The organism is Pseudomonas sp. NPDC090233, from assembly GCF_044772285.1.
Lineage (GTDB): Bacteria > Pseudomonadota > Gammaproteobacteria > Pseudomonadales > Pseudomonadaceae > Aquipseudomonas.
On record NZ_JBIVYQ010000002.1, the window covers coordinates 428,420 to 443,053 of the forward strand.

11 protein-coding genes are annotated in these 14,634 nt (G+C 62.9%); 5 read left to right on the top strand and 6 right to left on the bottom strand.

Annotation, left to right across the window (positions count from 1 at the left end; genetic code table 11):
* Positions 1-14: 14 nt before the first annotated feature.
* Both mapR and ACIQUF_RS06430 read left to right on the top strand, forming a co-directional pair.
* Positions 15-1,424 carry a GntR family transcriptional regulator MpaR gene (mapR, locus tag ACIQUF_RS06425; protein ID WP_403129573.1) on the top strand — a complete coding sequence of 470 codons (1,410 nt, stop codon included), beginning with the start codon at positions 15-17 and terminating at the stop codon, positions 1,422-1,424.
* Between the two features lie 55 nt (positions 1,425-1,479).
* Positions 1,480-3,555: a PAS domain-containing protein gene (locus ACIQUF_RS06430; protein WP_403129575.1), complete on the top strand. Its 2,076-nt coding sequence runs from the start codon at positions 1,480-1,482 to the stop codon at positions 3,553-3,555.
* Between the two features lie 9 nt (positions 3,556-3,564).
* Here the strand turns inward: ACIQUF_RS06430 and ACIQUF_RS06435 are convergent, their stop codons facing one another.
* The 4 genes from ACIQUF_RS06435 to ACIQUF_RS06450 form a co-directional block, all read right to left on the bottom strand.
* Positions 3,565-4,311: an SDR family oxidoreductase gene (locus ACIQUF_RS06435; protein ID WP_403129577.1), complete on the bottom strand. Its 747-nt coding sequence runs from the start codon at positions 4,309-4,311 to the stop codon at positions 3,565-3,567.
* 409 nt (positions 4,312-4,720) lie between these two features.
* Positions 4,721-5,881, bottom strand: a complete 1,161-nt coding sequence (locus tag ACIQUF_RS06440) for a mandelate racemase/muconate lactonizing enzyme family protein (protein WP_403129578.1) — start codon at positions 5,879-5,881, stop codon at positions 4,721-4,723.
* A 35-nt stretch (positions 5,882-5,916) separates the two neighbouring features.
* Entirely contained in the window at positions 5,917-7,272 is a 1,356-nt protein-coding gene (locus tag ACIQUF_RS06445) for an MFS transporter (protein WP_403129581.1), read from the bottom strand.
* A 174-nt stretch (positions 7,273-7,446) separates the two neighbouring features.
* Complete coding sequence (locus tag ACIQUF_RS06450) at positions 7,447-8,478, bottom strand: LacI family DNA-binding transcriptional regulator (protein ID WP_403129582.1); 1,032 nt, start codon at positions 8,476-8,478, stop codon at positions 7,447-7,449.
* 87 nt (positions 8,479-8,565) lie between these two features.
* Here ACIQUF_RS06450 and ACIQUF_RS06455 point away from each other — a divergent pair, with 87 nt between their 5' ends.
* Positions 8,566-9,999, top strand: coding sequence for a PLP-dependent aminotransferase family protein (locus ACIQUF_RS06455; RefSeq protein WP_403129584.1), 1,434 nt, complete (start codon positions 8,566-8,568; stop codon positions 9,997-9,999).
* Here the strand turns inward: ACIQUF_RS06455 and ACIQUF_RS06460 are convergent.
* A complete protein-coding gene (locus tag ACIQUF_RS06460) occupies positions 9,992-11,188 on the bottom strand; it encodes a cyanate transporter (protein ID WP_403129585.1) in 1,197 nt (398 codons plus the stop codon). The two genes, ACIQUF_RS06455 and ACIQUF_RS06460, sit on opposite strands and share 8 nt — an antisense overlap.
* Before the next feature lie 243 nt (positions 11,189-11,431).
* On the opposite strand from ACIQUF_RS06460, the gene ACIQUF_RS06465 reads away from it, so the two are divergent.
* Both ACIQUF_RS06465 and ACIQUF_RS06470 read left to right on the top strand, forming a co-directional pair.
* Positions 11,432-11,869, top strand: coding sequence for a carboxymuconolactone decarboxylase family protein (locus ACIQUF_RS06465; RefSeq protein ID WP_403130305.1), 438 nt, complete (start codon positions 11,432-11,434; stop codon positions 11,867-11,869).
* 105 nt (positions 11,870-11,974) lie between these two features.
* A complete protein-coding gene (locus ACIQUF_RS06470) occupies positions 11,975-13,504 on the top strand; it encodes a catalase (protein WP_403129587.1) in 1,530 nt (509 codons plus the stop codon).
* 11 nt (positions 13,505-13,515) lie between these two features.
* Here the strand turns inward: ACIQUF_RS06470 and ACIQUF_RS06475 are convergent, their stop codons facing one another.
* Complete coding sequence (locus ACIQUF_RS06475) at positions 13,516-14,526, bottom strand: AraC family transcriptional regulator ligand-binding domain-containing protein (RefSeq protein ID WP_403129588.1); 1,011 nt, start codon at positions 14,524-14,526, stop codon at positions 13,516-13,518.
* Between the last annotated feature and the right edge of the window lie 108 nt (positions 14,527-14,634).

Consider the following 14,634-nt stretch of genomic DNA (forward strand, 5'->3'; position numbering starts at 1 on the left):
CTTGCCGAGCCCTCATGAAACGTTACGAACGCTTTGCCGACGACATTGCCGAACTGATCCGCTCCGGGGTGCTCGGCCCCGGCCAGCGCGTGCCTTCGGTGCGCTACGCCAGCCAGACCCACGGGGTCAGCCCGTCGACAGTGTTCCAGGCCTATTACCTGCTCGAACGCCGCGGGCTGATCCGCGCACGTCCGCGTTCGGGCTACTTCGTCAATGCCCATGCGCCGCGTCAGTTCAGTGAACCGCAACCGCTGGAACCACTGAGCGAATCGACTGACGTGGATGTCAGCGCTCTGGTGTTTTCCATCCTCGAATCGATCAAGGACCCGAACACTGTGCCGTTCGGCTCGGCCTTCCCCAGTCCCGAACTGTTCCCATTGCAGCGCCTGTCCCGCTCCCTGGCCAGCGCCAGCCGGGCGATGGACCCACGCATGGTGGTCACCGACCTTTCGCCAGGCAACCCGCAGCTGCGCCGGCAGATCGCCCTGCGCTACATGGTCGGTGGGCTGATGCTGCCCATGGAAGAACTGCTGATCACCAATGGCGCGCTCGAAGCGCTGAACCTGTGCCTGCAAGCGGTCACCGAACCGGGCGACCTGGTGGCGATCGAAGCGCCTGCCTTTTACGCCTGCCTGCAGGTGCTGGAGCGGCTCAAGCTCAAGGCGGTCGAGATCCCGGTACACCCGCGCGAAGGCATGGACCTTGCCGCGCTCGCTCAGAACCTGGACAAGCACCCGATCAAGGCCGTGTGGTGCATGACCAACTTCCAGAACCCTGTGGGCGCGAGCATGCCCGAAGCCAAGAAGCAGGCGCTGGTCGAACTGCTAAGGCGCCACCAGGTGCCATTGATCGAAGACGATGTCTACGCCGAACTGTATTACTCGCAGCAGGCGCCCAAGCCGGCCAAGGCATTCGATACCCAGGGCCTGGTGATGCACTGTGGCTCGTTTGCCAAGAGCCTGGCGCCTGGCTACCGCATCGGCTGGGTGGCGGCCGGGCGCTTTGCGCAGAAGATCGAACGGCTCAAGCTGATGACCTCGCTGTGCGCGTCAATGCCGGCCCAGGCTGCTATTGCCGATTATCTGCAACACGGCGGCTATGACCGCCACTTGCGCAAACTGCGCTATGCGCTGGAAGGGCAGCAGGCCAATATGCTCGGCGCGATCGCCAAGAATTTCCCGGCACAGACTCGGGTTAGCCAGCCATCCGGCGGTTACTTCCTGTGGCTGGAGCTGCCCGAACAGATGGATGCGCTGAAGCTGTTCCACATGGCCCTGGCCCAGGGCATAAGCATCGCGCCTGGGCCGATCTTCTCGCCAACCCGACGCTTCGGTAACTGCATCCGCCTCAACTACGGCAGCCCTTGGCACAACGATGCCGAGCGGGCCATGGAAACCCTCGGGCGCATCGTGCGATCGTTCTAGCCGCCGCCGGGGCGCGCAGGCTAAAGTTGGCAACTGCTCTGTGCCGGACGCCCCAATGCCCCACCGCGAATTGCATCAACTACGCCAGCAGGTCGACGCCTTGCAACGGCGCAATGCTGAACTTGAATCGACGCTGGCCCATCAACATGCGGTGGGTGATGACCTGTTCCGCTTTCTGTTCGACACCATGGACGAAGGCTTTTGTGTCATCGAGTTCTTCGATGGCCCGCACGGCCCACTGAGTGATTATGTGCACATCGTCGCCAACGCGGCCTACGCCAAGCACGCCGGGATCCCCAACGTGGTCGGGCAGAAGCTGCGGGAAATGGTCCCCGACGAGGCCGACGGCTGGGTGGCACGCTACGGCGAAGTGCTGCGCACCGGCGAACCGCTGCAATTCGAGCAGGAATTGGTCGCCACCGGCCACGTGTTGTCGGTCACCACGTTTCGCGTGGAGCCAGCGGAACGGCGCCAGGTGGCAGTCTTGTTCAAGGATGTGACTGAACGGCGCAAAGCCGAAGTGGCCTTGCAGCAGCTCAATGAAGAATTGGAACGACGCGTCAGCGAAGCGCTGGCCGAGCGTCGGTTGTTTGCCGAGCTGGTAGACCACAGCGTGGTCAACGTGCATGTGATCGATGCAGGCATGCGCTGGCTGGCGGTCAATCGCCAGGCGCAGCAGGACTTTCACAATTTGTACGGGTGCACGCCACACGTCGGCGATCATATGCCCGCGCTGATGGGCGCCAATATGCAGGACTACTACCTGATCTTGCCGATGTGGCAACGCGCGCTGGCAGGCGAACACTTCACCATCACCGAAGCCTTTGGCGCTGAGTCGAATCGACGTCACTTCGAATTGCGCTTCAACGCTCTGCGCAACGCGCAGGGGGATGTGCAGGGCGCGTACTTGTTCGCCTATGACGTCAGTGCCCGGGTGCAGGATCAGCAGCGTCTTGCCCATGCCGAGCAAGCACTGCGCCAGGCTCAGAAGATGGAGGCTGTGGGCCAGCTCAGCGGCGGTATCGCCCACGACTTCAACAACCTGCTGGGCGGTATCCTCAACGCGCAGGAGCTGATGCATCAGCGCCTGGGCCAAGGGCGTCACGAGGAGCTGGACCCGTTGCTGGAATTGTCCAGCACCTGCGCGAAGCGAGCCTCATCGCTGGTACATCGACTGTTGGCGTTTTCCCGTCAGCAAACCCTGCAACCGCTCGCCACCCAGGTCACGGAACTGGTCACCGGCATGGAAGAGCTGATCCGCCGAAGCATCGGCCCATCCATAACGTTGCGTAGCTGTTTCGTCGGCGAACTGTGGCCGACCTTCATCGACCCGCCGCAACTGGAAAGCGCCCTGCTCAACCTGTGCATCAATGCCCGCGACGCGCTGCCAGCCGGCGGCACGATCGATATCCTGGGCGAGAACATCGTGCTCGACCGTGAACGCGCGCAGCCTCTGGAGCTTCCCCCCGGGGACTATGTGCTCTTGAGCGTGGTCGACAACGGCTGCGGCATGACCGCCGAGGTAGCGGCGCGGGCTTTCGATCCGTTCTTCTCGACCAAACCCATGGGCCAGGGCACAGGTCTCGGCCTCTCGATGACGTATGGCTTCGTGCGTCAGTCAGGGGGGCAATTGCGTTTGTTCTCTACCCCCGGAGAGGGCACTCAGGTCAAGCTGTACCTTCCACGGCACCACGAACAGCCCAAGCAAGAAATCCGCCAGCCCAAGCGGACACTCATGGACAGCAGCCGCTCAAGCGGGCAACGCATTCTGTTGGTCGAGGATCAGGCGGCCCTGCGCCTGGTCGTCAGCGAAGTCCTGGAAGAGCTGGGTTATCAGGTCGAGGCCTTCGAGAATGCCCCGGCCGCCTTGAAATACCTGCGCCAAAGCGAGCGACCGGACCTGCTGCTCAGCGACATCGGCCTCCCCGATGGGCTCAACGGTCGCCAACTGGCAGAGCAATGCCGCCTTATCTATTCCGACCTGAAAGTGCTGTTCATCACGGGGTACGACGAAAGCGCGGCATTGAGCGATGGCCAGCTGCTGCAGGGAACCAGCGTCCTGACCAAGCCGTTTGACCTGGACGCATTGGCCGAACGCGTGCGTCAACTGCTGGCCGATGCGCTGCCCTGAGGGCAGCGGTCAGCGGCCGCCGCCCAGGTCGATGAAACTGCCTGTGGAATACGAAGCTTTGTCCGATAGCAGCCAGAGGATCGCCTCTGCGACTTCTTCAGGGTACCCGCCGCGGCCCATGGGCAGGCCTGGTTCAAGCTTGGCCACGCGGTCGGGGTCGCCAGACAGCGCATGAAAGCCGGTATGGATGTAGCCCGGGCGAACGCCGTTGACGCGAACCCCCTCGCCTGCCACTTCCTTGGCCAGGCCAAGGGTGAAGGTATCCAGGGCACCTTTGGAGGCGGCGTAGTCGACGTACTCGTTGGGTGACCCCAGACGTGCGGCGACCGACGACACGTTGACGATGGCGCCGCCCTGGCCGCCGTGCCGCCGGGCCATGCGTAGCAGCGCGTGCTTGGCGCAGAGCATCGGGCCGACGACATTGGTTTTCATCACCTTGAGCAGGCGAAACTCCGACATGTCCTCGACGCGACTTTGCTGACCAATGGTGCCGGCATTGTTGACCAGCGCGGTGACCGGGCCGAGCTCCTGGTCGACACGCTGAAACAGCTGGACCACCTCGTCTTCGACACTGGCGTCGGCACGCACGGCAATGGCTTCGGCGCCAAGCGCACGGACCTGGGCCAGGATGCTGTCGGCGGCCTGGTCGTCGGCGTGATAATTGATGCAGATGCGGTAGCCCTGCCGAGCGGCCAACAGCGCAGTAGCGGCGCCGATGCCACGGCTGGCGCCAGTGATGACGATGACGTTCTCCATGGGTCTGCCAATCGCGGAAAAGGAAAGGACGACAATAGGTGAAAAGTCACAGCATGGGAATGACCGAGCGCAGACCTGCGAGGCATTTCGCTTGTGCTTTTCGCTTTTCGCTTTTCGCTTTTCGCTTGTCGCTTGTCGCTTGTCGCTTTTCGCTTTTCGCTTCTAAGCGCGCGGTAGTACAGGCGACGCAAAATGCGACTTCAGGAGGCCGAGCGCAGGCCTTGCTCCCGGGAGCACCGCGCTCACGGCCCATCCATGGGCCGAAGCGCTTGACGGGCTCCTGCCCGTCACCTCCCTCCGCAAGACCTGCGCTCGGCCTCCTGAAGTCGCATTTTGCGTCGCCTGGACTACCGCACACTTAGAAGCAAAAGCCAAGCAAGAGCAAGAGCAAGAGCAAGAGCAGCTACGTTCAGGGGCGGCGGCCTGTTTCTGCTACCTGCGCAGTCCAAGGCCTGACCTGCTCACTCAGCGACAACCCCAACCCCGGCCGGGTTGGTACCAGCATCCGCCCATCACGGGTTTCCAGCCGCTCATTGAACAGCGGCTCCAGCCACTCGAAATGCTCGACCCAAGGCTCGGTCGGATAGGTCGCGGCGAGGTGCACATGCAACTCCATGGCAAAGTGCGGCGCAAGCATCACGCCCGCCTGCTCGGCCAGCGCTGCCACTTTCAAATACGGCGTGATACCACCCACCCGCGGCGCATCCGGCATCAGGTAGTCGGCACCGCGCAACCGAATGAACTCCGCATGCTCGGCCACGCTGGTCAGCATCTCGCCCGTGGCGATCGGCGTATCGAACTGCTGGGCCAGGGCCGCATGACCCTCCGCGTCATAGCAGTCCAGCGGCTCCTCGATCCACACCAGGTTGAATTCTTCGAAGCGTCGGCACATGCGCTGGGCAGTCGGGCGGTCCCATTGCTGGTTGGCATCGACCATCAGCGGGAAGCTGTCGCCCAAATGTTTGCGCACCGTACTGACCCGATGCAAATCGACCGCACAATCGGGCTGGCCGACCTTGAGCTTGATACCGCCAATCCCTTTCTCGCGGGACAGGTCCGTGTTCTTCAACAATTGCTCCAGCGGCGTGTGCAGGAAACCGCCCGAGGTGTTGTAGCAACGCACCGAATCACGCTGCGCACCGAGCAATCGCGCCAGCGACAGGTTGGCGCGCTTGGCCTTGAGGTCCCACAGCGCCACGTCGAACGCACCGATGGCCTGGGTCGACAAACCACTGCGACCGACCGAGGCCCCCGCCCAGCACAGCTTGGTCCAAAGCTTGGCAATATCGCTGGGGTTCTCACCGATCAAGGCCGGGGCGATCTCCTTGGCGTGGGCGAACTGGCCTGGGCCACCCGCGCGTTTGGAGTAACTGAATCCCAGGCCTTTGTGGCCATCCTCGGTCTCGATCTCGGCAAACAGAATGGCGATCTCGGTCATCGGCTTTTGCCGACCGGTGAGCACCTTGGCGTCGCTGATCGGGTTGGCCAGCGGCAGGAACACCGAGGACACCTTCACATAAGCGATGCGGTCATTGTCGTCGGATGGACGTTGTTGTTCTTGTGCGAGCATGGAACTCTCCTGGTGGACGAATTGGCAATTCGGCGCTACGGGCGGGTGGCAACTGCCGGGGTGGATTCGGTAGGCGTGAGTGGGTCCTGCAAGCCATCGACCTCAAGGCGCTTGAGCGGCCCGACGATGACCAGGTAGGCGAAGGCGCCGAGCAGGCCCATGGCAGCGACGTAGACCAGCGCGGCGTCGAACGAACCCTGGGTGACCAGCAGGCCGATGGCAATCGGGGTGACGATGCTGGCGATGTTGCCGCAGAAGTTGAACATCGCACCGCTGATGCCCATAGCGCGCTTGGGCGATACATCACCGACAATGCACCAGCCCAGGTTGCCGGCGCCCTTGGCGAAGAAGGCGACCGACATCACCAGGATCACCAACGCGATCGACTGGGTGTAGTTGGCCACCACGATGCTGCTCGACAGCAAGAGGCCGCAAATGATCGGGGTCTTGCGTGCGGCGGTGAGACTGAAGCCCTTCTTCAGCATCCAGTCCGACCAGACCCCGCCGATCATCCCGCCCAAGCACCCCGCAATCGGCGGAATCGCCGCCACCAGGCCGACCTTGAGCAAGGTCATGCCCTTGGCCTCGATCAGGTAGGTGGGGAACCAGGTGAGGAAGAACCAGGTGATCGAGGTGAGACAGAACTGCCCCAGGTAGATGCCGACCATCATGCGATTGCCGGCAATGCTACGCAGACGCGCCCAGCTGAACGGGGTCTTGATGTCACCCATGTCGGGCAGGCCGCCACCGGCCTCGATATAAGCCAGTTCGGCCTGATTGACGCGCTTGTCACGGCGCGGCTCATGCACGCACTTGAACCATAGCAGGCCGATCAGGATGCCTGCCCCGCCGGTCCAGAAGAACACATGCTGCCAGCCGAAGCTGTTCAACAACAGCACCATCAGCGGGGTGAACGCGGCCAGGGCGAAATACTGCGCCGACTGGAAAATCGCCGTGGCCAGGCCGCGCTCGTGCCGCGGGAACCACATCACCGTCAGGCGATTGTTGGCCGGGAATGCCGGTGACTCGGCGACGCCCATCATGAAGCGCAATACGAACAGCGCGAGAAACGCCGAGCTGAACAGGTCGACGAAGCCCTGCAGAAAGGTGAAGGTCGACCAGATGATCAGGCTCATGCCCAGCACCAGGCGCGAACCGAAGCGGTCGAGGATGACCCCGCCCGGCAGCTGCATCGCGGTGTAGGCCCAACCGAAGGCGGAGAAGGCAATACCCATGGTCACGGCGTCGAAACCCAAGTCGGCGCGCATGGCGGGTGCGGCGATCGACAGGGTGGCGCGGTCGACATAGTTGAACACGGTGACGATGAAGATCATCGCCAGGATCAGGTAGCGGACATTGGTCCGGGCTGCCTCGTTCGTTGAAGTGATCACTGTTGTTTTCCTTGTTGTGATGTTCGGCTTGAATCTGACCGAGACGATGATTGCGCAATCATCACAAGATCAAAAAAACAGCCATCAGCAATAAGGCAGCAGTTGGCTGTGAATTTGATCTTACAATGATTGCGCAAACATTCAAGCATCAGTTCGTCGGTCAGATAAAAAATCTCAGGTGCTCTGACGATCGATCAGTGTGAAACCGGTATCGATCCGCACCGGGTCGGCGCTGCCTGCGGGGTAGCTGAAGCGTTGGAGCAGTGCCTGGGCGATTTCCTCGCCTATGCGCGTCCCGTCGACGCGCACGGTGGACAATGGAGGGTGAACCTGGGCTGCACTGCTCAAGTCACCGAACCCCATGACGGCCAGGTCCTTGGGAACACGCAGGCCACGACTGGCCGCCTCGGCAAGCACACCCTGGGCGATGGTATCGGAGCTGCACACCACCACTTCGGGCTGGTGGCCCTGGTTAAGCAATTGCCGCAGCCCGATGCGCCCTACTTCGAGCGTCGCTGGTGGGGTCAGGATTTGCGTGGGGATGCCGTCGCAGCCATGCCTGGCCAGCTCCGCTATAAGGCTGTTGCAGCGGCGCAGACCGCGAGGGTCGCCAATGCTGACCACGGCATAGCGCTGGTAGCCTTTGCCCAGCAGATGCCGGGCGATGGCCTCGCCGACCGCCTCATGGGAAAACCCCACCAGCATGTCCAGGGGATCCTCGCTGAGGTCCCACGACTCCACCACCGGGATACCCGATTGGGCCAGGCGCTGGCGGCTGGCTTCAGTGTGCAGGGTGCCGGTCAGGACGATGCCGTCAGGGCGCCTGCCAAGCAGGGCCTCGATGAGTTTTTCTTCCTGCTCGGCAGAGTAGCCCGTCAGGCCCAGCAGGGTCTGGTAGCCTGCAGCCGTAAGGCGGTCCATCAGGGCCTGCACGGTGTCGGCGAAAATCGAGTTGGCGATGGTGGGCAACAGGATCGCCACCAGCCGGCTCCTATTGCTGGCCAGGCTGCCGGCAAGCATGTTCGACACGTAGCCGACCTCGCGTACGGCGGCCAGCACCTTTTCCCGCGCGACCTTGCTGACCACCTCGGGCCGATGCAAGGCCCGCGATACGGTGATCGGCGAGACACCCGCGACCTTGGCCACGTCGATCAGGGTCGGGCTGGACTTGGGGTTGGCATCCTGCAACGAGGGCTTCTTCGGCATGCTGTTTCCGGGTAGTGGGCGTTGGGGCAGCGGTAGAATTTAGCAAAGATCCGCTATCCTCAGCACTCTTGCATCCTGGACACCCTCATGGAACTGCACATCCGCCTGGAAGGCCGCAAAGGCTTGGCCGACCAGCTCTACCAACAGCTGCGTGCTGGCATCGACAGCGGCCATCTGGCCGCCGGCACCCAATTGCCCCCTACCCGCTTGCTCGCCGAACAGCTGGGCGTATCGCGCAAGACCGTGGCCGAGGCCTATTCCCGACTGACCTACGACAACCTGCTCAGCGGCGTGGTTGGCCGTGGCACCTTCATCACCCCGCGCCAGCCAGTGCGCAATGACGAGGCGCAAACCGTGCCGCTGGCCGCTGCCGCATCGCTGGACCGCTGGCAGCAACGCGCCACGGTACTGGCCAGACGCACGCAAGAAGCACCTTCACGCTATGACTTCGTCGGCGGTGCCTCGATCAAGTCGCAATTCCCCTTCGACCATTGGCGCAGTTGCCTGAATTACGCCCTGCGCCGCAGCCAGCGCCACCCCGAGCGGCAGTTCCCGGCCCAGGGCCTGCCAGAGCTGCGTGAAGCCATCGCTCACCACATCGCCTTCGCCCGCGGCGTGCATTGCAGTGCTGCGGATATCCTGGTGTGCAACGGTGCCCAACAGGCCCTGGACCTGATCGCCCGCGTGTTGATCGAGCCAGGCTGCCCGGTGGTCATGGAAGACCCTGGCTACCCACCCGCCCGCCAGCTGTTCCTGGCGCTGGGCGCACGCCTGCAGTCGGTGCCGGTGGATGAGCAAGGCCTGTGCGTCGAGCAGATCGCCGACGGCACACGGCTGATCTACGTCACTCCCTCGCACCAGTTTCCGCTCGGCATGCCGATGAGCGAAGCCCGGCGCCTGGCGCTGCTGGACCGGGCTGCCGAGCTCGGCGCACTGATCATCGAAGACGACTACGACTGTGAATTTCGCTACCAGGGCCCAGCCTCGGACGCCTTGCAGCGCCTAGACCGGCATGGCTTGGTGGCCTACGTCGGTACCTTCTCCAAAACATTGCTGGCGGAACTGCGCCTGGGCTATGCGGTGCTGCCCCCGGCCGTGCTCAGCGCCGCCTGCGTGGCCAAGCACCTGAGCGACTGGCACAGCCCAACGCTGCTGCAGTGGGCCCTTGCGCGATTCATCAGCGAAGGGCACCTGAGCAAGCACATCCGCCGCTGTCATGACATCTATAGCGCCCGCCGCGCGCGCATCCTGGCGCGGCTGGAGGGCGACCTCGCGCCATGGTTCAGCGTGGTCCCGGCCAGTGCGGGTTTTCACCTCAGCGCGCTGGCACAGCCAGGGCTCGACATCGAGCTGTTGGCCAACCTCGCCCGCAAGGTGGAAGTCGGCCTTTACTCGTTGGCCCCCTTCTTCAGCGAAGCACCTGTGCGCCCCGGGCTGGTGTTCGGCTTTGGCGCCATCGAAGTGCTGGACATCGACCCGGCACTCGACCGCGTGCGCGACACTCTGCAGCGCCTCAGCTAACGGTCGCCGCCTGGTTCTCTTGCCGTGGCCGGGCGATGGCAGCGGCATAACCCCGCGGCGCGAAGCAAGTGGTCACCAGCAGCATGGCCAGCACGGTGACGGTCAACAGCGTCCACGACGCCTGGAAGTCACCCGTGACATCGCGCAGCCAACCGGTGACATACGGCACGGTGCCCGTGATGATGAAGCCGACCCCCTGTACAAATGCTGCCAAGCTGCCCGCTTCGCCGGGGGTTTTCAAATGTTCCAGGGTCAAGGTCAGGCTCAGGCTGAAGCACGCACCCAGGCCAAGGCCGATCATCGCTACCCACACTCCCATGGCCAGCGAGGGCGCCAGCAGCAAGCCGAGAAAACCTGCCAATTGGATCGACAACGCCAGCCACAAGCCAGGGCGACGGTCGGCCAAGCGTCGCAGCAACAAGGGCAGCCCGAGCGCGCCGGCGACCTGGAAAATGGTCATCAGGCCGACCAGATCACCGCCTCCCTGGGCGGTGCCGCCATGCTCCAGGTGATAGGCCGGAAGCCAGGCCACCATGCTGGTGTAGCCGCCATTGATCAGGCCAAAGTACAGCGCCAGCAACCAGGCGCGACGCGTACCGAACCAATGCCCCTCGGCAGCACCCGCCAGTTTCGGCACCGCGTCACGCGGGCGCAGCACGGCCCAGGCGAGCACCGCCAGCAGCGCCGGAATCGCCCATAGCCCAAGGCCGGCCTGCCAATGGCCGAAATACCCGCTGATATGTGGCCCGAGCACTGCTGCCAGCCCACCTCCACTCATGAGGGCAGCCGAATAAAGGCCCATGGTCCCCGCCAGGCGGTTGGGGAACCAGCGATTGACCAGCCCCGGCATCATGCCTTGCACCACCGCCACGCCTAGCCCGGCCAATACCGCGCTGGCGATCAGCGCCCAGGCGCTGTCCAACTGCAGTCGCCAGAGACACGCCAGGGCAATGGCCGCGAGGCCAGCGAGCATGCCGCCATGCTCACTGAGCCAACGGCGCACCCAGGGTTGCATCAGTGGCACCAGACCCATGCACAACACCGGCAGCGCGGTGAGCAACGCTGCCTGCTGGTAACCCAGGCCGGTACTGACGCGCATGGGTTCGAGCAACGGGCCGATGCTGGTCAGGATCGGCCGCAGGTTGAGCGCCAGCAACATCACCAGCAGCAGGTTCAACGCGCCCCTCATGGCCGGTTCGCCTGCTTGCACTGTTTGAAGCGTTCGTTACACATCGATCCACTCTCATGATTCAAGACTGCGGCATTATCCCGCCTCGCCAGGCAGGGCAGAAATGAAGAGATTGGATGCCTGCCAGTGGGCACCTGAATGGTGCGATTGGCCTCCCGGCAATGTGCAGGATTGGCTATCGGTCAGAGGGAGCGACAGCGCTAAGGTAGCGCCATGTCCACCCTACCTACTTTGGAGATCGCCATGCACAACCGTATCGAATGGGCCAAGCACTCACCTGAGGCCTATAAAGCCATGGTCGGCCTGGAACAGGCCTTGGCCAAGAGCGGCCTGGAAAATTCGCTGCTGGAGCTGGTGCGCCTGCGTGCTTCGCAGATCAACGGCTGCGCCTACTGCGTGAACATGCACGCCAACGACGCACGCAAGGCCGGCGAAACCGAAGCGCGTCTGCAGACGCTGAGCGTGTGGCAGGAGACCCAATACTTCACCCCCCGCGAGCGTGCAGCGCTGGCCTGGGTCGAGAGCCTTACCCGCCTGCCCGAGCGTGGTGCGCCGCAGCCTGAGTACGAAACGCTGCAAGCGCATTTCGAGCCGACCGAGGTTGTCAACCTGACCCTGGCCATCGCCACCATTAATGCCTGGAACCGGTTTGGCGTGGGGTTCGCCATGGTGCCAGCATGAGTCAACAACCACTTGATTCCTGCAACAGGTGGTGATTTTTCTGACTGCGCGCTGCAGGCGGCGTTACTAGCATCGGTTTTCAATCAAAAACCGTGAGCATCTTCAATGCCGTTAACCCGCCTGACTTCGCCGACTCGCATCCTGTTATGCGTCACCCTGTTATCGAGCCCTGTCTTGCAGGCTCAGCCGCTGACCCGCGACAACGGCGCGCCCGTTGGTGAAAACCAGCATTCGCAGACCGCGGGCGCGGCGGGGCCAACCCTGCTACAGGATGTGCAACTGATTCAGAAACTCCAACGCTTCGACCGCGAACGCGTCCCCGAGCGCGTGGTGCATGCCCGTGGCACGGGGGCCCACGGTGAATTCACCGCTTCTCAAGACCTTTCCGCCCTTACCATAGCGCCACTGTTCACGCCTGGGCAGAAAACGCCAGTGTTCGTCCGCTTCTCCTCGGTGGTGCATGGCCTGCACTCGCCCGAGACGCTGCGTGACCCGCGTGGCTTCGCCACACGCTTCTATTCCAGCACCGGCAACTGGGACCTGGTTGGCAACAACTTCCCGACCTTCTTCATTCGCGATGCGATCAAATTCCCGGACATGGTCCATGCGTTCAAGCCCGACCCGCGCAGCAACCTGGGTAACGATGCCAGGCGCTTCGATCTGTTCTCACACATGCCGGAAGCCACACGCACGCTGACGCTGCTCTACTCCAACGAAGGGACGCCAAAGAGCTATCGGCACATGGACGGCAACAGCGTCCACGCCTACAAGTTCGTCAACAAAAAGGGCGAAGCCACTTACGTGAAGTTCCGCTGGAAGAGCCTGCAGGGCCGAGAAAACCTTGATCCCAAAGCTGTCGAGCGGATCCAGGGCAAGAATTTCAGTCATATGACCGAGGACTTGGTCAGTGCCATCCATCGTGGCGACTATCCCAAGTGGGACCTTTTCATTCAAACGTTGCGCCCAGAGCAGCTGACAAAGTTCGATTTCGACCCGCTGGATGCCACGAAGATCTGGCCTGGCGTGCCCGAGCACCGGGTCGGCCAGATGGTACTCAACCGCAATGTCGGCAACTTCTTCCAGGAAACCGAGCAGGTCGCCCTGGCGCCTTCGAACCTTATCCCCGGGATTGAGCCATCCGAGGACCGCTTGCTGCAGGGCCGGTTGTTCTCCTACGCCGATACCCAGATGTACCGGGTAGGCGCCAATGTCAACAGCCTGCCTATCAACCAGCCGCGGGCTGCCGTCAACAATGGCAACCAGGACGGCGCCCTCAACGCCAACCGAACCCACGGGATGGTCAACTATGAGCCCAGCCGCCTGCAGCCACGCACCAGTACCGAATCGGCACGTTACAGCCAGCTGCCGTTGAGCGGGACCACCCAGCAACAGGGCATTGCCAAGCAGCAGAACTTCAAGCAGGCCGGTGATCTTTACCGTTCGTACAGCAAGAGCGAGCAACGCGACCTGGTGAACAGCTTTGGCCAGGCGCTCGCGGCAGCCGACGATCAGAGCAAGCACATCATCCTGTCGTTCCTGTACAAGGCCGATGCCCATTATGGCGCGGGGGTGACCAAGGTCGCCAAAGGCGACTTGACGCGGGTCAGGGCCTTGGCGGCCAAACTGCAGGACTGAGTGCTGCGCCGCTATCGGGCAGCTAGCCTCGCCCGGTAGCTGCCTGGGCTCTGCCCCGTCCATTTCTTGAAAGCCCGGTGGAATGCACTGGGCTCTTGAAACCCGGCCTGCTCGGCAATCTCGGCCACGCTCATCACCCCTTCGCGCAAGCGCTCGAACGCCATCGCGCGGCGCACCTCATCCTTGATCTGCTGATACGACCGCCCTTCGCGCTCCAGTTGCCGACGAAAGGTGCTGGCGCTGATGCCCTGCAGTTTCGCCAAGGCCTCCAGGGTGGGCCATTGGCCGAAGCGACGCGCGCGCAAATGACGGTAGACCTCTGCCACCACGCCATTCTGGTTGCGGAACCGGATCACCAACCCCTGCGGCGCACTGCGCAGAAAAGTCTTCAGGCTGCTGAGGTCTTGAACCACCGGCAAGCGCAAAAAGGCGCTGTCGAACTCAACCTCCGTCCGACCACTTCCCAGGCGCAAATCCGGCCCCCACAACAGCAAGTCGTCTTCCTGGGCAGGGCGTGCCAGGGCAAGCTCGGTGCGGTCGATGGCAATGCGGCGCCCGGCCAGCCAGCAGAGCAGGCCGATCACCAGCACCAGGTAGGTTTCTTCGGCGTAGACTCGGGTCAATGGGTCGGCAATAGCCGACTGCACGCTGATCACGGCGCGAGCTCCGCGCACGGTCAGGCTGGCGTGCAAGTCACGCAGGAACAGGCCGAAATTGCCCAGACACTGGCGCAGGGCCTTTTCCAGATTCGGTTCCTGGATCAGGCCACGGCAAATCAACGCGAAGCTGCCCAGCGGCATGCCATGGCTGTCGAGACGAAAGAACTCGTCATCGAGCCGATGGATCAGCGCCAGCCAAAGCTCGGCAAATGCCTTGGCCGGCACGCGCACCTGGGGCTGACCGAGCAGCGCCGGGTCGATACCTACCTTGCGCAGGTGGGCATCACGCGCTTCAGGCTGATCGCGCAGGACATGCAACATGGCATTGAGAAAGTACACGGCGACCGTATCGCTATCGCGCATGGCGGAATTCGCTGTCTATGCTGAGTGGCAAAAAGTGCCAGGTTGACTGAACAGATCCGGCATAGGCTACAACAGAGCCTTTGCCTAGACTCGAACCCCATCCGGGAT

What these genes read in the sequence shown, in the direction of transcription:
- ACIQUF_RS06435 (WP_403129577.1), bottom strand. Translation starts at nt 4,311, where the DNA reads ATGGAGAACGTCATCGTCATCACTGGCGCCAGCCGTGGCATCGGCGCC.
- ACIQUF_RS06465 (WP_403130305.1), top strand. Translation starts at nt 11,432, where the DNA reads ATGCACAACCGTATCGAATGGGCCAAGCACTCACCTGAGGCCTATAAA.
- ACIQUF_RS06450 (WP_403129582.1), bottom strand. Translation starts at nt 8,478, where the DNA reads ATGCCGAAGAAGCCCTCGTTGCAGGATGCCAACCCCAAGTCCAGCCCG.
- ACIQUF_RS06460 (WP_403129585.1), bottom strand. Translation starts at nt 11,188, where the DNA reads ATGAGGGGCGCGTTGAACCTGCTGCTGGTGATGTTGCTGGCGCTCAAC.
- ACIQUF_RS06430 (WP_403129575.1), top strand. Translation starts at nt 1,480, where the DNA reads ATGCCCCACCGCGAATTGCATCAACTACGCCAGCAGGTCGACGCCTTG.
- ACIQUF_RS06475 (WP_403129588.1), bottom strand. Translation starts at nt 14,526, where the DNA reads ATGCGCGATAGCGATACGGTCGCCGTGTACTTTCTCAATGCCATGTTG.
- ACIQUF_RS06440 (WP_403129578.1), bottom strand. Translation starts at nt 5,881, where the DNA reads ATGCTCGCACAAGAACAACAACGTCCATCCGACGACAATGACCGCATC.
- mapR (WP_403129573.1), top strand. Translation starts at nt 15, where the DNA reads ATGAAACGTTACGAACGCTTTGCCGACGACATTGCCGAACTGATCCGC.
- ACIQUF_RS06470 (WP_403129587.1), top strand. Translation starts at nt 11,975, where the DNA reads ATGCCGTTAACCCGCCTGACTTCGCCGACTCGCATCCTGTTATGCGTC.
- ACIQUF_RS06455 (WP_403129584.1), top strand. Translation starts at nt 8,566, where the DNA reads ATGGAACTGCACATCCGCCTGGAAGGCCGCAAAGGCTTGGCCGACCAG.